This window comes from Staphylococcus nepalensis, assembly GCF_002442935.1.
Classification (GTDB): domain Bacteria; phylum Bacillota; class Bacilli; order Staphylococcales; family Staphylococcaceae; genus Staphylococcus; species Staphylococcus nepalensis.
The window spans coordinates 1,405,471-1,430,391 of the sequence record NZ_CP017466.1; the positions used below are offsets into that span (position 1 = coordinate 1,405,471).

At 33.4% G+C, this 24,921-nt stretch carries 19 protein-coding genes and 1 other RNA gene; 18 read left to right on the forward strand and 2 right to left on the reverse strand.

What is annotated here, in order from left to right; genetic code table 11:
- The first annotated feature begins 34 nt into the window (after nucleotides 1-34).
- From secDF to BJG89_RS06670, 10 genes are all read left to right on the forward strand, one after another.
- A complete protein-coding gene (secDF, locus tag BJG89_RS06625; RefSeq protein ID WP_096809318.1) occupies nucleotides 35-2,311 on the forward strand; it encodes a protein translocase subunit SecDF in 2,277 nt (758 codons plus the stop codon).
- A 230-nt stretch (nucleotides 2,312-2,541) separates the two neighbouring features.
- Nucleotides 2,542-4,818 (forward strand): single-stranded-DNA-specific exonuclease RecJ, encoded by a 2,277-nt coding sequence (gene recJ, locus BJG89_RS06630; protein WP_096809320.1) that lies wholly within the window; start codon nucleotides 2,542-2,544, stop codon nucleotides 4,816-4,818.
- A 15-nt stretch (nucleotides 4,819-4,833) separates the two neighbouring features.
- A complete protein-coding gene (locus BJG89_RS06635) occupies nucleotides 4,834-5,352 on the forward strand; it encodes an adenine phosphoribosyltransferase (RefSeq protein ID WP_096809322.1) in 519 nt (172 codons plus the stop codon).
- A 313-nt stretch (nucleotides 5,353-5,665) separates the two neighbouring features.
- Nucleotides 5,666-7,855 (forward strand): RelA/SpoT family protein, encoded by a 2,190-nt coding sequence (locus tag BJG89_RS06640; RefSeq protein ID WP_096809324.1) that lies wholly within the window; start codon nucleotides 5,666-5,668, stop codon nucleotides 7,853-7,855.
- 13 nt (nucleotides 7,856-7,868) lie between these two features.
- Complete coding sequence (dtd, locus tag BJG89_RS06645) at nucleotides 7,869-8,321, forward strand: D-aminoacyl-tRNA deacylase (RefSeq protein WP_096809326.1); 453 nt, start codon at nucleotides 7,869-7,871, stop codon at nucleotides 8,319-8,321.
- Entirely contained in the window at nucleotides 8,318-9,193 is an 876-nt protein-coding gene (locus tag BJG89_RS06650; RefSeq protein WP_096809328.1) for an N-acetylmuramoyl-L-alanine amidase family protein, read from the forward strand. Before dtd ends, BJG89_RS06650 begins: the two co-directional genes overlap by 4 nt.
- Before the next feature lie 332 nt (nucleotides 9,194-9,525).
- Nucleotides 9,526-10,788 (forward strand): histidine--tRNA ligase, encoded by a 1,263-nt coding sequence (hisS, locus tag BJG89_RS06655; RefSeq protein ID WP_096809330.1) that lies wholly within the window; start codon nucleotides 9,526-9,528, stop codon nucleotides 10,786-10,788.
- A 12-nt stretch (nucleotides 10,789-10,800) separates the two neighbouring features.
- Entirely contained in the window at nucleotides 10,801-12,567 is a 1,767-nt protein-coding gene (gene aspS / locus BJG89_RS06660; protein ID WP_096809332.1) for an aspartate--tRNA ligase, read from the forward strand.
- Nucleotides 12,568-12,632: 65 nt separating this feature from the next.
- Nucleotides 12,633-12,823, forward strand: a non-coding RNA gene (gene ssrS / locus BJG89_RS06665) — 6S RNA.
- A 163-nt stretch (nucleotides 12,824-12,986) separates the two neighbouring features.
- A complete protein-coding gene (locus tag BJG89_RS06670) occupies nucleotides 12,987-13,757 on the forward strand; it encodes a tRNA threonylcarbamoyladenosine dehydratase (RefSeq protein WP_096809333.1) in 771 nt (256 codons plus the stop codon).
- Nucleotides 13,758-13,835: 78 nt separating this feature from the next.
- Here BJG89_RS06670 and BJG89_RS06675 read toward each other — a convergent pair whose 3' ends face one another.
- Entirely contained in the window at nucleotides 13,836-15,116 is a 1,281-nt protein-coding gene (locus BJG89_RS06675; protein WP_170006942.1) for a replication-associated recombination protein A, read from the reverse strand.
- Nucleotides 15,117-15,202: 86 nt separating this feature from the next.
- Between BJG89_RS06675 and cymR the strand changes: the two genes are divergently transcribed.
- The 3 genes from cymR (at nucleotide 15,203) to BJG89_RS14580 (ending at nucleotide 16,151) form a co-directional block, all read left to right on the forward strand.
- The gene (gene cymR / locus BJG89_RS06680) at nucleotides 15,203-15,622 is read left to right on the forward strand and encodes a cysteine metabolism transcriptional regulator CymR (RefSeq protein WP_096809336.1); all 420 of its coding nucleotides are present in this window, start codon (nucleotides 15,203-15,205) and stop codon (nucleotides 15,620-15,622) included.
- A 133-nt stretch (nucleotides 15,623-15,755) separates the two neighbouring features.
- Entirely contained in the window at nucleotides 15,756-15,938 is a 183-nt protein-coding gene (locus BJG89_RS06685) for a CsbD family protein (RefSeq protein WP_096809338.1), read from the forward strand.
- A 36-nt stretch (nucleotides 15,939-15,974) separates the two neighbouring features.
- Nucleotides 15,975-16,151: a hypothetical protein gene (locus BJG89_RS14580; protein WP_170006813.1), complete on the forward strand. Its 177-nt coding sequence runs from the start codon at nucleotides 15,975-15,977 to the stop codon at nucleotides 16,149-16,151.
- Between the two features lie 202 nt (nucleotides 16,152-16,353).
- Here BJG89_RS14580 and BJG89_RS06690 read toward each other — a convergent pair whose 3' ends face one another.
- The gene (locus BJG89_RS06690) at nucleotides 16,354-17,355 is read right to left on the reverse strand and encodes an LLM class flavin-dependent oxidoreductase (protein ID WP_096809340.1); all 1,002 of its coding nucleotides are present in this window, start codon (nucleotides 17,353-17,355) and stop codon (nucleotides 16,354-16,356) included.
- 287 nt (nucleotides 17,356-17,642) lie between these two features.
- Between BJG89_RS06690 and sal(E) the strand changes: the two genes are divergently transcribed.
- The 5 genes from sal(E) to recD2 all read left to right on the forward strand — a co-directional run bounded on the left by sal(E) (nucleotide 17,643) and on the right by recD2 (nucleotide 24,839).
- Nucleotides 17,643-19,274 carry an ABC-F type ribosomal protection protein Sal(E) gene (sal(E), locus tag BJG89_RS06695; RefSeq protein ID WP_096809342.1) on the forward strand — a complete coding sequence of 544 codons (1,632 nt, stop codon included), beginning with the start codon at nucleotides 17,643-17,645 and terminating at the stop codon, nucleotides 19,272-19,274.
- 60 nt (nucleotides 19,275-19,334) lie between these two features.
- A complete protein-coding gene (locus BJG89_RS06700) occupies nucleotides 19,335-20,477 on the forward strand; it encodes a cysteine desulfurase family protein (RefSeq protein ID WP_096809344.1) in 1,143 nt (380 codons plus the stop codon).
- A complete protein-coding gene (gene mnmA, locus BJG89_RS06705; RefSeq protein ID WP_096809345.1) occupies nucleotides 20,478-21,590 on the forward strand; it encodes a tRNA 2-thiouridine(34) synthase MnmA in 1,113 nt (370 codons plus the stop codon).
- Between the two features lie 191 nt (nucleotides 21,591-21,781).
- Nucleotides 21,782-22,447 (forward strand): tetratricopeptide repeat protein, encoded by a 666-nt coding sequence (locus BJG89_RS06710; RefSeq protein WP_096809347.1) that lies wholly within the window; start codon nucleotides 21,782-21,784, stop codon nucleotides 22,445-22,447.
- 4 nt (nucleotides 22,448-22,451) lie between these two features.
- Nucleotides 22,452-24,839 (forward strand): SF1B family DNA helicase RecD2, encoded by a 2,388-nt coding sequence (gene recD2, locus BJG89_RS06715; protein WP_096809350.1) that lies wholly within the window; start codon nucleotides 22,452-22,454, stop codon nucleotides 24,837-24,839.
- Nucleotides 24,840-24,921: the final 82 nt, after the last annotated feature.

Here is a 24,921-nt window from a genome sequence, read left to right on the forward strand (position 1 = left end):
AATTGATAACATAAGCTTACAATGAGGTGTTCAAGTGAAGAAAAGTAGTAGAATAGTTGCATTTATATTACTTGTAGTTCTATTGTTAGGCGGAATAGGACTTACATATAAAAATGTAGTTAAGAATGTCAGCCTCGGTTTAGACTTACAAGGTGGCTTTGAAGTCTTATACCAAGTTGATCCTTTACAAGAAGGAGATAAAATTGATGATAAAGCGGTAAAAGCCACAGCAAAAACACTTGAAAACCGTGTGAATGTTTTAGGAGTCTCAGAACCTAAAATTCAAGTGGAAGACAAAAACAGAATTCGGGTACAATTAGCAGGCGTGAAAAACCAATCTCAAGCCAGAGAAATTTTGTCTTCGCAAGCTAATTTAACAATTCGTGACGCAAATGATAACGTCAAATTAACGGGTAAAGATATTCAACAAGGTTCCGCAAAACAAGAGTTTAAACAGAATACAAATGAACCCGCAGTTACATTTAAATTAAAAGATAGTGATAAATTTAAAAAAGTAACTGAAGAAATTTCTAAAAAAGATGAAAATGTCATGGTTGTATGGTTAGATCACGAAAAAGGTGACACTTATCATAAAGAAATGAATAAAGAAGACCCTAAATATGTATCTGCTGCATCAGTAGATAAGCCGATTAATTCAGATAGTGTAGAAATTTCTGGTGGTTTTAAAGGGGAAGAAGGTATTGAAGAAGCTAAACAAATAGCTGATTTATTAAATTCTGGTTCTTTACCTGTAGACTTAAATGAGATTTACTCTAACTCTGTAGGCGCTCAGTTTGGTCAAGATGCGCTAGATAAAACGATACTTGCAGCAGCAATTGGTATAGCTGTTATTTACTTATTTATGCTAGGCTTTTATCGTTTACCAGGTTTAGTTGCAGTTATTGCGCTAACTGTTTATATTTATTTAACATTGGTAGCATTTAATTTCATATCAGGCGTATTAACTTTACCAGGTTTAGCCGCATTAGTACTAGGTGTTGGTATGGCAGTAGATGCTAACATTATTATGTACGAGCGGATTAAAGATGAGCTTAAAATTGGGCGAACCCTTAAACAAGCTTATAAAAAAGCGAATAAGAGTTCCTTCTTAACTATAGTAGATGCGCAACTTACAACAGTAATTGCAGCTGCTGTACTGTTTTTCTTTGGTGAAAGCTCAGTTAAAGGTTTTGCCACAATGTTATTACTTGGTATCTTAATGATATTTGTTACAGCTGTATTCTTATCAAGATGGTTGCTATCACTTCTAGTTTCTTCAAATTACTTTAAAAAATCTACTTGGTTATTTGGAGTTAGTAAGAAAAACATTGCAGATATAAATGAAGGCAAAGAAGTTCATGACCTCAAAACACCATATGAACGTTGGGATTTCATGAAGTTAGCTAAGCCATTACTATCTTTAAGTATTATCATATTGATTATTGGTGCAGTTATATTATTTGTTTTCAAATTAAACTTAGGTATAGATTTTACAAGTGGTACAAGAGTTGACTTCGAATCAAACGATAAAGTCTCTGAAGCAAAAGTGACCCAAACATTGGAAGATGAAAACTTTAAACCAACACAAGTATCATTAGGTGAAAACGGTAAAAACGTTACAGTACAATTTAAAAATGATTTATCAAAAGACGAAGTTTCAAAAATCAAAAATACCATTGATGATTCATTTGGCAATGACCCAACGGTTAACACTGTTTCCCCTGTAATTGGTCAGGAATTAGCTAAAAATGCAATGATGGCCTTATTATATGCCGCGATTGGTATTATCATTTATATTACCTTTAGATTTGAATGGCGCATGGGATTATCATCAGTGCTCGCGTTACTACACGATGCATTTATGATTATCGCTGTGTTCAGTCTGTTTAGACTTGAAATCGATATTACATTTATCGCTGCAGTATTAACAATTATTGGTTATTCCATCAATGACACAATTGTAACGTTTGATAGGGTACGTGAGAACTTGCATAAAATTAAAGTAATCACCAAACCTTCACAAATAGACGATATCGTTAATAGATCGATTCGACAAACAATGACACGCTCCATCAATACAGTATTGACTGTTATAATTGTAGTTGTTGCATTACTTGCATTTGGTGCACCAAGTATCTTTAATTTCTCATTAGCATTGTTAATTGGTCTCATAAGTGGTGTATTCTCATCTGTATTTATTGCCGTGCCACTGTGGGGCATTATGAAAAAACGTCAACTTAAAAAATCAGATGATCATAAACTTATAGTTTATAAAGAGAAAAAATCAAACGATGAAAAAATCTTAGTATAATAACTTGAGTTTTAATTAAAGCGACTAAATTCCAATTTGGAATCTAGTCGCTTTTACTTTTTATGAAACAGGTCAAATCAAATAATTGTATTTAAAAAATTATGGTAAGATTTCATAGATATACCTTAACAGTTAATAAGAAGCTCAAATCTATATCTAAATTAAAGGTTACTACTTTTTATTTTTGAATTTCTTTTGTATAATTGCTTGTGGAAATGAGGGAGAATAGTATGATTAAATCAAAATATAATTGGGACGTTAAATTACCTGAAGTTGAAATTACAGAAGATGTTTCAACAGATTTAAAGCTAACTCCTATTGTAAAAAAAATTCTGGAAAGTAAAGGGATAACAGAAGAAACTGCAATTCGTGAACTTTTAAACGGTACACAAATTGCGCACGATCCGTGGACAATGAGTGATATGCATAAGGCTGTGGAGCGTATTAATCTAGCTATAGATCAAAACCAAAAAATTTTAGTATATGGTGATTACGATGCTGATGGTGTCACTTCTACAACAATATTAGTTTCTACACTTAAAGCACTTGGAGCGCATGTAGGTTGGTATATTCCAAACCGTTTTTCTGAAGGCTATGGACCTAACGAGATGGCCTTTAAAAACGCTTATGAGGAAGGCATTTCACTAATTATAACAGTAGACAATGGCATTCAAGGCCATGATGAAATCCAAATGATTCAAGAATTAGGTGTAGATGTAATTGTTACAGATCATCATGAGATTGGTCGTACAATGCCTAACGCATATGCAATTGTACATCCAATGCATCCTGGGTTTGATTATCCTTTTAAATATTTGTGCGGTGCTGGCGTGGCGTATAAATTGGCACAGTGTTTATTGACTGAACCACCAACCCATTTTCTTGGTTTAGTAGCTATTGGAACGATTGCAGATTTAGTATCATTAACGGATGAAAATCGTTCACTTGTTCAACGCGGTTTAGACGTGTTAAATCAACACTGTCCATTATCAATAAAAGCGATTTTAAAACAAGCAGGTTGCAATGATGAAATCAATGAAGAAACTGTTGGTTTTGTTATCGGCCCGCGTTTAAACGCAGTAGGTCGTTTAGAAGATGCTGCACTAGCTGTCGAGTTATTAATGACAGAAACTGAAGAAGAAGCGGAATTTTTAGCTGAACAAGTTGAATTTTTTAACCAAGAACGTAAAGATATCGTCTCACAAATTACCGAAGAAGCATTAGTAATGGCAGAGCAACAGGTGCAAGATGGTTCTAAGTTCTTATTGTTAGCACAACCGGACTGGCATGAAGGCGTACTCGGAATTGTAGCTTCAAAAATTGTAGAAACATACAGTCTTCCTACATTAATTTTAAACATTGATCAAGCGCAAAACCATGCGAAGGGCTCAGCTCGTAGTATTGACCAAGTTTCGATGTTTGAAATTTTAAGTGCACATTCAGAGTTAATTTCTAAATTTGGCGGTCATCATATGGCAGCGGGTGTTACGATGCCAATCGAAAATATACAAGATCTACAACATGGTTTAAACGGTTGGATGGCTCAATTAGCAGAAACGACTTCTTTAGAACCGCGGAAAAAAGTGGATGTAAAAATATTAGAAAGTGATATTACAATAAAAAATATTAAAGATATTCATAGGCTCCGTCCATTTGGAACAGATTTTTCCAGCCCTTGTTTTGAATTACAAGATATTATTGTTCAACAAGCAAAAGGTATTGGTCAAGACAAAAATCATTTAAAACTTGTATTAGGGGATAGTCAATTACAGGCTATTTTTTGGCAAAATGGCTATTTAGTTAAAGAACTAGGTGTACAACAGCCGATTAATTTAATAGGTACTTTACAAATTAATGAATGGAATGGATTTCAATCTCCACAATTTATGGTTGCAGATTTAGCGAGTAATAATTTGCAGATATTGGATTATAGAAGTAAACGTAAAGTGAGCGAGTTAAATGCTGATGCTGAAGACGTTGCTTATTTAATTCATAAAAAAAGTGAAAAATTAGGTGAGAATTATTACTATTATGGTGAGGACATTATTAATAAATATGATAAATATGTATTTAGAGATTTACCTACATCAATCACTGAATTAAAAACTACTTTAAAAACAGTTGACGTATCTCAAATTTATCTTGTGCTAAATCATGAACGTTCTATATATTTTGAAGGTATGCCAAAAATGGAGACGTTTAAACAATGTTTTAAAGCACTAGCGTCTAAGAAAGAAACAAATTTAGCTAAGGAAGGTATGCAATTAAGCCAGTTTCTTAATATTCAACCGAGTATGCTTAAATTTATCTTAAAAGTTTTCTTAGATTTAGAGTTTATTAAAGATGAAAATGGTATAATAATGCTAAACAGTGTTTCGACAAAACGTGACATTGCAACAAGTAAATATTATCAAAATCGTCTTGATAGGATAGAAGTTGAAAAGTTATTGCTTTATGAAGATTTTAATCGCTTGAAGCAATGGTTTAAGGCTGAATTGGTAGAATAATAGGAGGAAGTTTGAATGGATTTAAAACAATATGTATCTGAGGTTTCAGACTGGCCGCAACCAGGTGTTAACTTCAAAGATATTACTACTATAATGGACAATGGTAAAGCTTATGGCTATGCTACAGATCAAATTGTGGAGTATGCAAAACAAAGAGATGTAGATGTTGTGGTTGGGCCAGAAGCGAGAGGTTTTATCATTGGCTGTCCTGTAGCATATTCAATGGGGATTGGATTTGCGCCAGTTAGAAAAGAAGGCAAACTTCCAAGAGAAGTGATTCGTTATGAATATAACTTAGAATATGGTACTAATGTACTAACAATGCATAGAGACGCAATTAAACCGGGACAACGCGTTTTAATAACAGACGATTTATTAGCAACTGGTGGCACAATAGAGGCAGCAATTAAATTAGTTGAACAATTAGGTGGTATTGTTGTAGGTATTGCTTTTATTATAGAATTGAAATATTTAAAAGGTATTGAAAAAATTAAAGATTACGATGTCATGAGTTTAATATCTTACGACGAATAAATCTCATATATAAATGAATAAGTTTAAAAAGCCAAATGAGCGCATTGGATGTGGATTCATTTGGTTTTTTATATACATTGAAATAATCTTAATAAAGTATTATATTAAAATATATTTTATTTGCATTAAAAAATTGAAATTTAGCTACATTTTTCTAATTGTTATCTGTACTCATTTATTTATTTAATAACATGTAGTATTATATAACTATTATACATAATTTGACCTAATAGCGTAAAAATACGTTACAATCGATATAAAAATAATACTGGGTATGTAATAGCGATTAATATTTAGTATAGGGGTGTCTTAAGTGAACAATGAATATCCATACAGTGTGGACGAAGTATTATCCAAAGCAAAATCATATTTATCAAAGGAAGAATATGAATATGTATTGAAAAGTTACCATCTAGCTTATGAGGCACATGAAGGTCAATTTCGAAAAAACGGTTTACCATATATTATGCATCCCATTCAAGTTGCTGGCATATTAACTGAAATGCATTTAGATGGCCCAACCATCGTAGCAGGCTTTTTACATGATGTTATTGAGGACACGCCTTATACGTTTGATGATGTAAAAGGGATGTTTAACGAAGAAATTGCGGTAATCGTAGAAGGCGTTACTAAGCTTAAAAAAGTTAAATATCGCTCTAAGGAAGAACAACAAGCTGAAAATCACCGTAAACTGTTTATAGCTATTGCAAAAGACGTTCGTGTTATCCTTGTTAAATTAGCAGATCGCTTACATAATATGAGAACATTAAAAGCGATGCCACGGGAAAAACAAATAAGAATATCTAAAGAAACGCTAGAAATCTACGCGCCTTTAGCTCACAGATTAGGGATTAATACAATCAAATGGGAGCTAGAAGATACTGCGCTTAGATATATAGATAGCGTGCAATATTTCCGTATCGTTAATCTCATGAAAAAAAAGCGCAGTGAAAGAGAAGATTATATACAAAATGCCATTAATCGGATAGATGATGAGATGGAACAAATGCAAATAATCGGAGATATAAACGGGCGACCTAAACATATTTATAGCATTTATAGAAAAATGGTTAAACAAAAGAAACAATTCGATCAAATATTTGATTTATTAGCCATTAGAGTTATTGTAAATTCGATTAATGATTGCTATGCCGTTTTAGGACTCGTACATACGTTATGGAAACCAATGCCTGGAAGGTTTAAAGATTATATTGCAATGCCGAAACAAAACATGTATCAATCCTTACATACTACTGTTGTTGGCCCTAATGGTGATCCGCTAGAAATTCAGATTAGAACTTTTGAAATGCATGAAATTGCAGAACACGGGGTAGCAGCACATTGGGCGTACAAAGAAGGCAAAAAAGTTACTGAAAAAACACAAAATTTCAATAAAAAATTAAATTGGATTAAAGAATTAGCAGAAACAGATAGTACTACAACAGATGCAGAAGAGTTTATGGAAACTTTAAAATTTGATTTGCAAAGTGATAAAGTATATGCTTTTACTCCAGAAAGTGATGTAATTGAATTACCATATGGCGCTGTCCCAATTGATTTTGCTTATGCTGTACATAGTGAAGTAGGAAATAAGATGATTGGTGCTAAAGTAAATGGAAAAATTGAACCAATTGATTACGTTTTGCAAACAGGCGATATTGTTGAGATTAGAACGAGCAAACATTCCTATGGGCCAAGTCGTGATTGGCTGAAAATTGTTAAATCTTCGAGCGCTAAGAGTAAAATTCGTAGTTTCTTTAAAAAACAAGATCGTTCTTCTAATATTGAAAAAGGTAAATTTATGGTTGAAGCAGAAATAAAAGACCAAGGTTATAGAATGGATGCTGTTTTGACTGATGATAATATTGAAGTGGTCAAAGATAAATATAATTTTTCTAATGAAGACGATTTATTTGCAGCAGTTGGGTTTGGCGGTGTAACAGCACTACAAATCGTTAATAAGTTAACTGAAAAACAGCGTATACAAGATAAACAAAAAGCATTAAATTCTGTTCAAGAAGTTCAAAAGTCAGTTCCGATTAAAAATGATATTACTACAGATAGCGGTGTATATGTTGAAGGCATCGAAAACGTATTAATTAAATTGTCAAAATGTTGTAATCCAATACCTGGCGATGATATTGTTGGTTATATCACTAAAGGGCACGGTATTAAGGTGCATCGCACAGATTGTCCCAATATCAAAAACGAAAAAGAAAGATTGATTAGTGTCGAATGGGTACGTTCGAAAGATGCAACGCAACGTTACCAGGTTGATTTAGAAGTTACTGCTTACGATAGAAATGGGTTACTAAACGAAGTATTACAAGCAGTTAATTCGACAAAAAGCAATTTAGTGAAAGTTTCTGGGCGTTCAGATATTGACAAAAATGCAGTCATTAATATCGGCGTAATGGTGAAAAATGTAAATGAAGTTTATCAAGTTGTAGATAAAATTAAACAACTTGGAGATGTTTATACAGTAACAAGAGTTTGGAATTAGAGGTGAAACATACATGAAAGTAGTTGTTCAAAGAGTGAAACAAGCATCTGTTTCAAATGGATCTATCGAAAATAAGATAAACAAAGGTTATTGCTTGTTAGTAGGCGTAGGCAAATCATCAACTGAAGCGGATATCGATGTATTAGCGAAAAAAATCGTGAACGCACGTCTATTTGAAGATGAAGATGGCAAACTTAATCTCAACCTACAGCAAGTACAAGGCGAAGTCCTTTCTATCTCGCAATTTACACTTTATGCTGATGTAAAAAAAGGAAATAGACCAGGCTTTACAAATTCAATGCCTCCCGATAAAGCAAATGAATTTTATGAAAAGCTGAATGACGCGATACGCGCATACGGAATTAATGTATTAACTGGTGAATTTGGAACAGACATGCTTGTTAATATTGCCAACGATGGACCAGTGACGATTATATATGAAAGTCAGGACGGCAAAATCGTATGAAAACAGTCAATACTTGGTTAGAAAAACATAATTTGAAGAATTTGCCGACACTCATTGTTATGGTAGCGTTTGTCATTTTTATTTTTATGATTATTGCTTTTTTAAATCATAATGACGAAGAATCTAGTTCGATTTATGTTACAGAAGATACTGATTTAAGAACAGGCCCTAATGCAGTGTATCCTGCGATAAAATCAGTTGATCAAGGACAAAATTTTAATAAAATTGGTAAATCTGGTAAATGGATTGAAGTAGAATCAAGTAATCATAAAGATAAAGGTTGGGTAGCGGGTTGGCACACTAATCTTGATATTCAAGCAGATGCAGATCCTAACGCTAACCCTTTAAAAGATAAAACAATTGTACTTGACCCTGGTCACGGAGGTAGTGATCAGGGAGCATCAAGTAATACCAAAAAGCATAGTACTGAGAAAGTGTATACTTTGAAAACAGCGAAAGAACTCAAAACACTTTTAGAAAAAGAAGGTGCGACCGTAAATATGGCGAGAAGCTCAGATACCTATGTTAGCTTAGATGACCGTAATATTAAAGGCGATGCCTATATCAGTATACACAACGATTCTTTAAAATCTTCTAAAGCCAATGGCACTACAGTATATTGGTTTAAAGATAATCAAAAAGTACTAGCCGAAACATTAAATGCTTACATACAAAAGAAAGCTTTATTAACAAATAAAGGTGCTAGACAAGAAAATTTCCAAGTATTGAGACAGACGGATGTACCAGCTGTTTTATTAGAGTTAGGCTATATCAGTAACCCCACCGATGAAAATATGATAACGAATCAATTGCATCGTCATATTGTAGAACAAGCAGTTGTTGATGGTTTAAGTGCATACTTTTCAGAATAAAAAGGTTGCATATTAATCGATAACTCGTTATTATTAGATATGAATTCTATATTAAAACCGATATCATTCTTGACTATTCTAGATGAAGAGACAGCATTTGCTAATGCGTAGAGACATAATTCGAGGCTGGAAAATTATGCTTAGTAATTTAGAAATTAGAACACAAGAAGAGGTGCTTTATGAAGATAAAGCCGTGTGACGAACGTTATTCGTATAAAGTGGGTTATAGATAGCTATATATAACCAATTAGGGTGGCAACACGGAGATTCGTCCCTTGTATGACTGTTAAGGTCATACAAGGGTTTTTTTATTGTATAAAAGGAGAGATTTCATGATAAATATTCCTAGAGGAACACAAGATATTTTACCAGAAGAAACAAAAAAATGGCGATATATAGAAGCACGATTAGACCAATTAATGGAATTATATAATTATGAAGAAATTCGTACACCAATTTTTGAAAGTACAGAATTATTTGCACGGGGTGTCGGTGATTCCACTGATGTCGTTCAAAAAGAAATGTATACTTTTAAAGATAAAGGCGATCGCAGTATTACATTACGTCCAGAAGGGACTGCTGCTGTTGTACGTTCTTACATTGAAAATAAAATGCAAGGCTTACCTAATCAACCAGTAAAGTTATATTATAACGGGCCGATGTTCCGTTATGAACGAAAACAAAAAGGGCGCTATCGCCAATTTACCCAATTTGGTGTTGAAGCCATAGGCGCAGAGCATCCTAGTATTGATGCTGAAATATTAGCAATGGTCATGCACATTTATCAATCCTTTGGACTTAAACATTTGAAATTGGTTATCAATAGTATTGGTGATATTGATTCTCGTAAAGAATATAACAATGCTTTGGTAAAACATTTTGAACCGGTAATAGAAGATTTTTGTAAAGATTGCCAAGCACGCTTACACACTAATCCAATGAGAATTTTAGATTGTAAAGTTGATAAAGATAAAGAAGCTGTTAAAACAGCGCCACGTATAACAGAATACTTAAATGAAGATTCAAAAGCGTATTTTGCAGAAGTGAAACAACATTTAGACGATTTAGGTATTAAATATGAAGAAGACCCTAACTTAGTAAGAGGATTAGATTATTATACACACACAGCGTTTGAGCTCATGATTGATAACCCTAATTATGATGGCGCTATTACTACATTATGTGGTGGCGGCCGATATAACGGATTATTAGAATTACTTGATGGTCCTAGTCAAACTGGTATTGGTTTTGCGTTAAGTATTGAAAGACTCTTACTTGCTTTAGAAGAAGAAGGCATTGATTTGGATATGGGACATGAGTTTGATTTGTTTATCGTCACAATGGGAGAAGAAGCTGATCGATACGCAGTGAAAATTTTAAATGATTTACGCAGGGATGGTGTCAAAGCCGATAAAGATTATATGGAGCGTAAAGTTAAAGGTCAAATGAAACAGGCTGATAGATTAAATGCTAAATACACGGTAGTTATCGGAGATCAAGAATTAGAAGATAACAAAATAAATGTTAAAGATATGCAATCTGGTGAATCAGACCTGATTGAGTTAAGTAAACTTGTTAATTATTTTAAAAACTAAGGAGAAGATAGCATGAGTAAACGAACAACTTATTGTGGTTTAGTTACTGAATCACTATTAGAACAAGAAGTTATATTGAAAGGTTGGGTACACAACCGTAGAGATTTAGGTGGCCTTATCTTCGTAGACCTTCGTGACCGCGAAGGTTATGTACAAATCGTATTTAACCCAGATTTTTCAAAAGAAGCTTTACAAACAGCTGAAACGATCAGATCTGAATATGTGGTAGAAGTTAAAGGTATTGTGAAAAAACGTGATCCACAAACAGTTAATCCAAAGATTGCAACAGGACAAGTAGAAGTCCAAATTTCTGATATACAAATTATAAATAAAGCTGAAACGCCTCCGTTCGCATTAAATGAAGAAAATCAAAATGTAGATGAAAATATTAGATTAAAATACAGATATCTCGATTTAAGACGTCAAGAATTAGCACAAACTTTTAAAATGAGGCACCAAACAACACGTGCCATTAGACAATATTTAGATGCTGAAGGCTTTTATGATATTGAAACGCCAGTGTTGACAAAATCAACGCCAGAAGGCGCACGTGACTATTTAGTGCCCTCACGCGTACATGAAGGTGAATTTTATGCTTTGCCACAATCACCACAAATATTTAAACAATTGTTAATGATTAGTGGTTTTGATAAGTATTACCAAATTGTAAAATGTTTCCGTGATGAAGACTTACGTGCTGACCGTCAACCAGAATTCACCCAAGTTGATATTGAAATGAGTTTCGTTGACCAAGAAGATGTGATGGGTACAGGCGAAGAAATGTTACAAAAAGTAGTCAAAGATGTTAAAAATGTTGAAGTACCACGTCCATTCCCAAGAATGACTTATAATGAAGCAATGGATCGTTTTGGTTCAGATAAACCAGATACACGCTTTGGTATGGAATTAATAAATGTTTCAGAACTTGGTGAAATGATGGATTTCAAAGTCTTCAAAGATGCAGTGAATAATAATGGCCAAGTAAAAGCAATTGTGGCAGAAGGTGCTTCTGACAATTATACTAGAAAAGATATCGACGCGTTAACTGAATTTGTCAATATTTACGGTGCTAAGGGGTTAGCATGGGTTAAAGTGGTTGATGAAGGTTTAAATGGCCCTATAGCTAAATTCTTTGAACCAGAACATGTTGATAAACTAAAATCATTAACTGGTGCAAATTCAGGAGATTTAGTATTATTTGTAGCAGATAAACCAAGTGTTGTTGCTCAAAGTTTAGGCGCTTTAAGATTGAAATTAGCTAAAGAATTAGATTTGATTGATGAAAGTAAATTAAACTTCTTATGGGTAACAGACTGGCCTTTACTTGAATATGATGAAGACTTGAAACGTTATACAGCAGCACATCATCCATTTACTGCTCCCAAACAAGAAGATATTGAAAAATTAGATAATGAACCTGAAAATGCTCAAGCGAATGCATACGACATTGTGCTAAATGGTTATGAATTAGGTGGAGGATCTATTAGAATCCATAACGCTGATTTACAATCAAAAATGTTTGAAGTATTAGGATTTACTGAAGAACAAGCTAGAGAGCAGTTTGGTTTCTTATTAGATGCATTTAAATATGGTGCGCCACCACATGGCGGTATTGCATTAGGATTAGACCGTTTAGTGATGTTGTTGACAGGTCGCACAAATTTACGTGATACAATCGCGTTCCCTAAAACAGCTTCTGCGACGTGTTTATTAACAAACGCGCCTAGTGAAGTCTCTGAAAGTCAATTAGAAGAATTATCATTAAGAATTAGACATTAATTTTTATGGACCAAGTTTTAATTCTTGCTAAATCCAAATATTATGTTATGATACTTGCATAAGGTAGTCATCTGTAGTGTTCGTAAGTTTGCTTCATATTTGGGCCTAACACTCTTTGATCCGGGAGCCCAATAGGTTTTCTTGCAGCGCACACGCCTCTTAAGGAGGACTTGCAAAACAAGAAACAGGGCACCCACCTGTTAATAGCAGGCCGAATGATCAAGCAATTTATAACTACGGCACTCACGGACTCTATCGGTACGCAAGACTTCGGTCTTGCGTATTTTTTTATAATAAAGTTGATAAGCCGCTGTAAATCCATACATGTTAATGTTTGGTTTATAAAGTGCTTTTAAAATATAAAAAGTATAGTGTTATAATATAATAATAATAGTATTTGTTTAATAAGGAGTTTAGAGATGAAACATCAATTTTCGAGAAATGAATTGGCCTATGGTCAAGAAGGATTAGATTTATTAAAGCAGAAAACAGTTGTTGTTTTAGGCGTTGGTGGTGTCGGTTCTTTCGCAGCTGAAGCATTAGCACGTACGAATATAGGACATATTATTTTAATCGACAAAGACGATGTGGATATCACAAACGTGAATCGTCAATTACATGCGCTCACATCTACGATTGGTCAAAGTAAAGTGACATTAATGGAAGAACGTATCAAGTTAATTAATCCAGACTGTAAAGTCACTTCGCTACATATGTTTTACACGGAAGAAACATACGAGGCTTTATTTAACAACTATAATATTGATTATTTTATAGACGCGAGTGACACACTTATTTACAAGGTTCATTTAATGAAAGAATGCCTTGATAGAGGTATTTCAGTTATCTCAAGTATGGGTGCAGCAAATAAAACAGACCCAACACGTTTTCAAATTGCAGATATATCCAAAACTTATATGGATCCTATGGCCAAATTGATACGTCGTAAATTGAAAAAATTAGGTGTTTATAAAGGCGTCCCTGTAGTGTTTTCAGATGAAAGTCCAATTGTCATTAGAGAAGATGTTAAAGAAACAGTAGGAGATGCCAACGCGCCAACAAGGAAAGCCCAAATGCCTCCGTCATCCAATGCATTTGTTCCTAGTGCGGTAGGATTAATTTGTGCAAGTTATGTAATTAATGACATTTTAAAAGACATACCAGTTACACGTATCAAAGATAAAAAATAAAAAAGACCTTAAAGCTTTTCACTTTATTGTGTAAGCTTTAAGGATTTTTTTTGATGAAATAATGATGTGGCATTAGGATTATTTGTTTTTCTGTTGTGCTTTATTAATATTTTCAAATATAGTTTTAAATTGTTGTTCCGTTTTAGAAGTCATTTTTGGTGTATAATAAATTTTGTTTTTTAGCTTATCGGGTAAATATTGTTGAGATATGAATCCATTCTCATAATTATGAGGATATTTATAACCTATAGCTCTTCCGAGTTCTTTGGCACCTGAATAATGACCATCTTTTAAATAATCAGGAATTTGTCCTACATGTCCTTTACGAATGTCTGATAATGCTGCATCAATGGCAGTAATACCTGAATTAGACTTAGGTGATAAACATAATTCAATAACAGCTTGACTTAATGGGATCCTTGCTTCAGGAAAACCAAGTCGTTCGGCAGATTCGATTGCTGCTAAAGTACGTTGGCCAGCACCTGGCGAAGCCAATCCGACGTCTTCATAACTGATAACCAACAATCTCCTAACAATTGTAGGTAAGTCACCAGCTTCAATTAATCGAGCTAAATAGTGTAAAGCTGCATTAACGTCACTACCTCTAATTGATTTTTGAAATGCACTCATTACGTCATAATGCATATCCCCATCTTTATCACTGACGAATGCGCCTTTTTGTAAACAATCTTTAGCATCTTCTAAAGTAATATGTCTTTGGTTATCTGTTACTTCAGAACTGAGCACAGCTAATTCTAAAGCGTTTAGAGCACTTCTCACGTCGCCTTGACTTTGAGTTGTAAAATAATTCATCGCATCTTTATCAATTATTGGATTAAATGAAGCTAAACCTCGTTCCTCGTCATTTAACGCTCTTTCTAAAGATAATTTAACATCGTCTTCATTTAATGGATATAACTCAAAAATTTGAGCTCTTGAACGAATTGCTGGGTTGATAGCATGATAGGGATTAGAAGTAGTAGCACCAATTAATACAATTTTGCCATTCTCAAGATGGGGCAGTAAGAAATCTTGTTTCGCTTTATCTAACCGATGAATTTCATCTAGCAATAAAATGACTTGCCCGGACATTTTAGCTTCTTCAACAATCAGTTGCATATCTTTTTTAGTATTTGTAACAGCATTTAGTTGGCGAAATTTAAATTGAGTACTGCCTGAAATCGCTTTGGCAATACTTGTCTTGCCGATCCCAGGAGGACCGTAAAAAATCATAGAGGATAATCTTTTAGTTTCTACCATTCGTCGAATAATGCCTTTAGTACCAACTAAATGATCTTGTGAAATAATTTCATCAATCGTATTTGGTCTCATTCTTGAAGCGAGTGGTTCGTTCGTCACAATCTTTCACACCTTTCTAATATTATCTTAACGTAAAAAATGATAGAATGTTAATATATAGTATTCGAATTAAGTGAGGTTATATAATGAAAATATCAACAAAAGGAAGATATGGATTAACATTAATGATATCTTTAGCTAAAAAGCAAGGCCAAGGATGCGTTTCATTAAAATCTATAGCAGAAGAAAATAACTTAAGTGATCTTTATCTAGAGCAACTTGTCGGTCCATTAAGAAATGCTGGTTTAATTCGAAGTGTTCGTGGTGCAAAAGGCGGTTATCAATTAAGAGTGTCAGCTGAAGAAATTACTGCTGGCGATATTATTCGTTTATTAGAAGGACCTATTACATTTGTAGAAAGCATTGATTCTGAACCTCCTGCACAGAAACAACTTTGGATTAGAATGAGAGATGCAGTAAGAGAAGTTTTAGATAATACAACGCTACAATATTTAGCAGATTACAATGATACAAATAATTTAGATGGTTATATGTTCTATATTTAAATTATTTTAAAAATCATCTTTATTAAAGTATTTCCTATGATTTTATTGTGAAATTTTAAATAATTTTGCTTTAAATGTTTATGCTTTCAGTAATGTGGTATTTAATATGTACATTGCTAAGGAGGTATTATTTATGGCAGACGAAAATAAATTTGAACAAGCAAAAGGAAATGTGAAAGAAACAGTTGGTAATGTTACCGATGATAAAAATTTAGAAAAAGAAGGCAAAGAAGATAAAACTTCTGGTAAAGCTAAAGAAGCAGTAGAAAATGCAAAAGAAAAAGCAAATGATGTTATTGATAAATTCAAAAAATAATAATCATTAACTAATACTAAATAAGGTGGTTTTACTATGGCTGGAGATTTTTTAAATAAAGCAAAGGAAACTGCAAAAAATGTTTCTGATAAATTAAAAGATACTGATAACGAAAAAGCAAAACAAGCATCTGAACAAATCGATAAATTCACTGGTGGCAGTGAAGACGATAAAAAAAATGATAAAAAAGACGACAAAAAAGATAAAAAATAATTTTTATCTTTATCGTTGTTTAAACTTATTCATCTAAATATAAAATGAGCCTGGGATATCCATTGATATCCCAGGCTCATTTTATATTTGAAATAATAGATAGCTACAAAGTAAATGTATTTATATCAAGTTTTTACGCATGTATTTCAGCACTTGCGTTTTGCTATTCGTTCTTACTAATCAACCACGCTTGTATTTAAGTTCAATTAAAAGTGGATACCACATTTTTTAATTTGTTATAAGAGTCTAGCTGTGCTTTTTGATCATAGATATAGCTGATTGCCATCAGTTCATCAATATCGCCATATTCATCAATAAAAGCTTGTAATTTACTTTTCACAGTTTCTTCTGATCCAATAAGTGAGCTTTGCATGCGTTGTTTTGCTATTTCGTATTCTGTCGGTGTTAGCAGACCTCTCAAGTCATCTGTAGGAGGTTGTACTGGCTGCATTCTTCCTCGAGTAATACTTACCATCACTTGAGCCTGAGTAGTTGCAAGGTATTCAGCTTGAGCATCTGTATCAGCAACAATAGCATTTAAACATACAATGACATATGGTTCACTTAAAAACGCTGATGGTTCGAATAGCTCTTTATAAATAGCTATTGCTTCCTTCATTTGTTGTGGTGCAAAATGTCCTGCGAATACATATGGTAAACCTTTACGAGCAGCTAAATGAGCAGAATCAGTAGAAGAACCTAATATATATAGGGGCACATTTTTTCCAACTGCTGGATAAGCGCGGACGTAAGCTTGTTGATTAGCTGGGCCAAAATAAGTTGCAAGTTGTTCCACTTCTTCAGGAAATTCATATACACCGTTATGTTGATCTCTACGAAGTGCACTTGCCGTCATCATATCCGTCCCAGGTGCTCTACCTAACCCAAGGTCAACTCTATTTGGAAAAACAGTTTCCATAGTACCAAATTGCTCTGCAACAACAAGCGGTGCATGATTAGGTAACATGATGCCACCAGAACCTACTCTGATTTTTGATGTATGCTCTAATGCGTGTTGTATTAATAACGCAGTCGCGGAACTAACAAGATTTGGCGCGTTATGATGTTCTGCAATCCAATAACGTTCATATTCTAATTCTTCTAAGTTTTGTGCTAATTTGACCATGTCATGAATCGCATCTTGGTCCGTTTGACCTTCTCTTACAGGAACCAGGTTAAGTGCAGATAATTTTATATTGCTCATTATACAGTTTCCTCCTTATGATTATTAATATATTGAAGTATAACAGTTGAATTAAAACTTGCGTAAGAAGTTGCTCACTGGTATACTATATGAAATTAAAAAGTTAGGTGGTCTTATTAAGACAATGGATAAATCTCATAAGGAACAACCAAAACAATTTATTAAATCAGAGAAAATATATGGGATATGAGTATGTCTTAATACGTAAATTAAAATATTAACACCTCACATGTATGGTGTTTCATTTATTATGGCGTGTCATATCTCCTAAGAAAGAGGGAAATGATATGTCTTTTTATTTTGCCCAAAAACCTTTTGAAATGTTTGGAAAAACACTGATTCAGTCAGTGGATTTACAATTTGAAAAGGGTGAACATATTGCTGTGATTGGTAATAATGGCGTTGGGAAAACGACTTTATTAAAAGCATTAAATAATAAGTATAAAGAAGATACTTATTTGATGGACCAAAATATGACTACCTTTGGAAACATGACGGGGATAGACTATGTAATAAGCTTAAACACAGAATTGTTTCATTTAAAACAAGCGTTAATGGATAACTATGAAAAAGTTTCAGATTATATCGCTTTAAATGGCTATGAATTTGAACAAACCATTATAACTAAAGCGAAGCAAATGGCTCTAACGGAAGCAGATCTTGACAAACCAATTAAAGTATTAAGCGGCGGCCAACAAACTAGGCTTGCTTTATTGAGAGCATTTATTTCAAACAAACCATTGATATTGCTGGACGAACCAACCAATCATTTAGACCAAGAAATGATAGACCAATTGATTAACCATATACAACAATCAAAACGCACAATCATATATGTGTCGCATCATAGAGGATTTATAGATCAGACCGCGAGTCATGTTATAGAAATAACACCCGAAAGTACAAGAAAATTTAATGGCAATTATAAGCAATACAAAGAGATAAAAGATTTAGAAAGTCAAACAGAACAACGTATATATAATAAACAACAAAAAGAAATACAAGACCTCGAACGTACGATCAAACGCGTACAAACATGGCATCATTCTGCTCAGCAAAAAGCAAGTGTACGTAATCCGATTGAACAGAAAAAGTTGAGCAAATTAGCGCAAAGGGCAAAGGTGAAGGAAAAACAATTAAACCAAAAATTACAAGAAAAACATATTCAAGAACCGAGTAAAGAAACAAAGTCATATTACTTTAGTCATCAGACTAGCCTTCCTAAACGTTTCTTAATTCGTTTTGAAGATGTTAGCGTTAATATTGATGGACAAGCTATATATAAACACGCTCATTTTGAAATGAAACAAAATGAAAATATATTACTTACTGGTCCAAATGGAAGTGGTAAATCGCTTTTCATCGCTTTGATTAGACAGCATTTATCACCAGACGAAGGTATTATAGAGATTACGCCATCGTTAAAGATAGGTTACTTTGATCATACAAATAACAATCTAAATGAAGCAGAATCTCCATTATCAATGTTGTTAGTAAGAACTAACATAACGCGTAGCCAAGCGCAGACATTACTTGCTTCATTTAATTTTGATAAGGATCAAATCAAAAAACCAATTCGCTATTTGTCTATGGGGGAAAAAAGTCGTTTACAATTTGTATTATTATATTTTTCAGGTGCTAATTTATTAGTATTGGATGAGCCTACGAACTATTTTGATATTGTAACTCAAGATTTAATTTTAAGTATGATTCAAAGTTTTACCGGTCAAGTATTGATTGTTACACATGATTCATATTTACAATCTCAATTTAAAGCTGTACATTGGGAAATAAAAAATCAACAACTTTATAATGTATCTTTAACTCATACGCGTGAATCAAACTTAGATGAAACCCTTAAGTTACTAGGTGAATATAAATTTATAGATGAAAATGGTCATTTTGAAACAGACAACTAGAAAATTTAGTGAGTTGGTGCTATCATTGGAACATTGATAAAATTGTAAGGAGTGTCAAACATGGAAGTATATGCAGACTATGCTGCCACAACGCCAGTTAAGCAACAAGTTATAGATAAGATGATGAATATATATTCAACACATTATGGCAACCCATCTTCTATACATAGTATAGGAAGAGATGCACGTAAATATTTAGATGAATCTCGTCATATTGTAGCCAAGGAACTTAATGCAAAATCTAGCGAAGTGATATTCACAAGTGGTGCAACAGAATCAAATAACACAGCGATTAAAGGCATTGTTTATGCTCATCAGCATAAAGGGAAGCATATTATTACAAGCAAAATAGAGCATCATTCAGTACTCCATGTTTTTGAACAATTAGAGAAAGAAGGCTTTGATGTAACTTATCTTGATGTTGACGAAGAAGGTTTAGTGTCATTGAAACAGTTGCAAAATGCATTGACTGATGAAACCATACTTGTTTCAATTATGTTTGTAAACAATGAAATTGGTACAGTGCAGCCCATGTATGATATTGAAGAAGTCATTAACAATTCTAACGCATTATTCCACGTAGATGCTGTACAAGCAATAGGCCATTTAGAAGTGAATTTTCATGAATTTAATATAGACGCAATGAGTATTACAGCGCATAAATTTGGTGGCCCTAAGGGTGTTGGTGCGTTATTGTTAAAAGAAGGTACAGCGCTTAAGTTTTCTCAATTAGGTGGAGAACAAGAAACGAAAAGAAGGGCAGGTACAGAAAATGTACCCCAAATTGTCGGTTTAGCTGAAGCATTAAAGCTAGCAAATCAATATAGAGATGATAACAATGTACATTTAATGAATTTGAAAAATCAATTTCTTGTTTCATTACAAGAGCGTTCAATTCCATTTGAATTAAACGGATCAATGACAGATACGACTGGCCATATTGTCAATCTGTATTTTCCATTTATAGACGTTGAAACCATGTTAACATTGTTAGATTTATCCAATGTATATGTGTCTTCAGGATCTGCATGCACTGCTGGTTCTACAACACCTTCACATGTATTAGCGGCAATGTATAGTAACGAAGACAGAGCTCAGCATTCAGTAAGATTTAGTTTTAATGAAGCAATGACCGAACAAGAAATAAAATATATAGCTACAGAAATTCATAAAATTTATCATAAATTCAAGGAGGAAGTTTAGTTGTCAAATAAAGATACACGTGTTGTTGTCGGGATGTCAGGTGGCGTAGATAGTTCTGTAACAGCACATTTATTAAAAGAACAAGGTTACGATGTCATAGGTATTTTCATGAAGAACTGGGATGACACAGATGAAAATGGTGTTTGTACAGCAACTGAAGATTATAATGATGTCATTGCTGTTTGTAATCAAATTGGCATTCCATATTATGCAGTTAATTTTGAAAAAGAATATTGGGATAAAGTCTTTACTTATTTCTTAGATGAATATACAAAAGGACGTACGCCTAACCCTGATGTAATGTGTAATAAAGAAATTAAATTCAAAGCATTTTTAGAACATGCGCTTAAGCTAGGTGCAGATTACGTCGCAACAGGACATTATGCATGTGTACGTCGTCGTGAAGATGGTCATGTCGAAATGCTACGTGGCGTCGATAATAATAAAGACCAAACGTATTTCCTAAACCAATTGTCGCAATCTCAATTATCACGTGTGATGTTCCCGCTTGGAGATATTGATAAAAAAGAAGTTCGTAAAATTGCTGAAGAACAAGCTTTAGCAACAGCTAAGAAAAAAGATTCAACTGGTATTTGTTTTATTGGAGAACGTAATTTCAAAACGTTTTTATCTCAGTACTTACCTGCACAATCAGGTGAAATGCGTACACTAAATGGTGAAAAAATTGGTACCCATGCAGGTGTAATGTACTATACAATAGGTCAACGCCATGGTCTAGGAATTGGCGGAGATGGCGATCCTTGGTTTGTTGTAGGTAAAAATTTAAACGATAATGTATTATATGTTGAACAAGGATTCCATCACGAAGCACTTTATAGTGATTATTTGATTGCATCAGATGTTTCATTTGTAAATCCTGTTGACTTAGAAAATGGATTTGAATGTACAGCAAAATTTAGATACCGTCAAAAAGATACAAAAGTATTTGTTCAAAGAGAAAATGAAAATGCAATTCGTGTTACCTTTGACGAACCAGTTCGTGCCATTACCCCCGGTCAATCTGTTGTATTATATGATGGGGACGTTTGTTTAGGCGGCGCAACGATAGATGATGTATATAAAATATCAGGCCAACTAAGCTACGTTGTTTGATCATACGAAAGATACGTTTGTAATCACGTTAACTAATAATATAAAAACCTAAGATAAGGGTTTTGTTAAGGAGTAAGCATACAAAATCAAATTTAAATTTTTTGATTTGTATCTTGCTCCTTTTTGTTGTTTATTATTCTAAAATGATACACAAATGTTATAATAAGATGCTAAGAGAGCGAGGGAATAAAATGAACCAAGAACAGATTTATAACTTGATTAAACAGGGCAATTTTGAAAAAGCATTGTCATCTTTATTTGAAAATATTGAAACAAATCCAAAAGAGGTTGAAAATTACATCAATGCAGGTATTTTGATAGCTGAAGCGGGTGAAATAGAAAAAGCAGAGAAATTTTTCCAAAGAGCTTTAACACTTGATCCAAATAATGGTGCAATTTATTATAATTTAGCGAATGTGTATTATAATGAAGGGCGTTATAAAGAAGCCATCAAATTATACCAACAAGCGTTAAAATATCAGGTGGATATCATCGATACGAACTACATGATTGGTATGTCATTTAATCAATTAGAAGCATTTAATGAAGCATTACCATTTTTAATGACTGCTGCGGAAAAGGACAATCGACAAGATGTAGAAGTTCAATTTCAGTATGGGCTTGTTTTGTGTCATTTAGAGATGTTTGAACAAGCTATTAAGCAATTAAAGTATGTTTTAACTATAGAAAGCGACCATACAGACGCTTTATATAATTTAGGTTTAGCAACTTATATGCAAACAGAAGATACTGAGACAGCTATTCAATATTTTGAACACGCAGTTTCTATAAATCCAGAGCATTTGATGAGTCAACACGCTATCAAAACATTTAAATCTATCGCAGAGGAGGAGTAATTCAATGGATAACCCTACACTATTTAACAACTCAATGATTAAAGGTACTGTAGATGCTATCTTATTCCAGAACAAAGACAATTTTTATACTGTTTTAAAGGTAGATACGATTGAATCTAATGAAACATTTGATTCAATGCCTACAGTTGTAGGGTTCTTTCCAGAAATTGCTGAAGGCGACGTCTACACCTTTAAAGGACAAGTTGTTTCACATCCTAAGTACGGAAAACAATTAAAGGCAGAGACCTTCGAAAAAGAATTACCGCAAACCAAAGAAGCAATCGTTAGCTATTTATCGAGTGATTTATTCAAGGGTATAGGTAAAAAAACAGCACAAAATATTGTGAATGCACTTGGAGAAAACACAATTTCAGATATTTTAAATGATCCATCTGTATTAGAAAAAGTACCAAGTTTACCTAAGAAAAAGCAAAAACAAATTGCTGAACAAATTGCCAGTAATCAAGAAACAGAACAAATTATTATTCGTTTACATGACTTAGGGTTTGGTCCTAAACTTGCTATGGCCATTTATCAAGTTTATCTTGGAGATACGTTGAATGTTGTAGAAAATAAACCATATCAATTAGTATATGATGTCAAAGGTATTGGCTTTAATAAAGCTGATACGTTAGCGCGTAATGTGGGTATTCAATTTAATGATAATGAACGTTTGAAAGCTGGATTATTATATGTGTTAGAAGAAGAATGTATTAAACAAGGACATACTTATTTGCCGACTCAGAATGTATTAGAAATGACACACGATATGCTATCACAGCCACCAAGTGAAATGATTGATCGGCAACAATTAGAAGATATGGTGCAATATCTTGTTGAAGAATCGAAATTAGTTAAACAAGAAAATGAACTTGCTGTGCCAAGTTTATATTATTCAGAGTTGAAAAGTGTACAAAACTTATACCGTAATTACACATATACCAACAAATTAAAAGAAATTGAACAATCGGAATTATTGCTTGAAATTGGCGAAATTGAACAACGTAATGAGGTAACTTATGCAAATTCACAAAGAGAGGCGTTACAAACTGCAATCAATTCCAAAGTCATGCTTTTAACAGGGGGCCCTGGTACAGGGAAAACGACTGTTATTAAAGGTATTGTTGAATTATATGCAGAAATTCATGGTTTATCTCTCGATTATGATGACTATCAAAATGATGATTACCCAGTTGTATTAGCAGCACCAACTGGAAGAGCTTCAAAACGCTTGGCTGAGTCCACAGGATTAGAAGCAATGACTATACATCGTTTGATTGGATGGAACCAAGATACACAACCAGAAGATATATTAGATAATGAAATTTCGGCAAAGCTGATTATCATTGATGAAATGTCTATGGTAGATACATGGTTATTCCATCAATTTTTGAGCGCTGTCCCGATTGACGCTCAAGTTATATTAGTAGGCGATGAAGATCAATTGCCTTCAGTTGGTCCAGGGCAAGTGTTTAAAGACTTGATTGATTCTAAAGTGATACCAAGAGTCAATTTAACCGAAGTGTATAGACAACAAGATGGCTCGAGTATTATAGAACTCGCACATAGAATGAAATTAGGTGAGTCTATAGACATTACACAACGATTCCATGATCGTAACTTTATAAACTGTTCAACAGAACAAATTCCAACAGTAGTTGAAAAAGTCGTCTCAAGTGCTGTCAACAAAGGTTATGACATGAGTGATATACAAGTATTAGCTCCCATGTATAAAGGCTCTGCAGGTATTAAAAAATTAAATGCTGTATTACAAACTATTTTAAATCCTAAAGATAAAGACACACGAGAGATTGAATTTGGAGAAGTTGTTTTCAGAAAAGGAGACAAAGTATTACAACTGGTAAATAGACCGAGCGATAATATATTTAATGGTGATATAGGTGTCATTGTTGGCATATTTTGGGCAAAAGAAAACGCGTTAAATAAAGACGTTTTGGTTGTTGATTTCGATGGTAATGAGATTACATTCGTTAGAAAAGATTTATTAGAGTTGACACATGCATACTGTACATCTATTCATAAATCACAAGGTTCTGAATTTCCAATTGTAATCATGCCAATGGTTAAACAATATTATAGAATGTTACAAAAACCCATATTATATACAGGGTTAACAAGAGCAAAGCAATCGCTTGTCTTTTTGGGAGACCCAAAAGCTTTTGAAATAGGTTTGAACACACATGGCCAAGTAAGAATGACACAGTTATGTACATTTTTAAAAACGTATTTTAATAACGAAGATACTGATGAAGCGGTAGACGTTGGTGATACGTTTGATTCAACCATTGTTTTAACAGAAGAAAATATTTATAATATTAACCCGATGATTAATATGGGAGATATTTCTCCCTATGATTTTGTTGAACATTGACAACAGAGGTGAAAGTAAATACAATATAGTTGATTGTGCATAAAGATGAGTAAACTATTCTAGACATATAGAGATACACTGG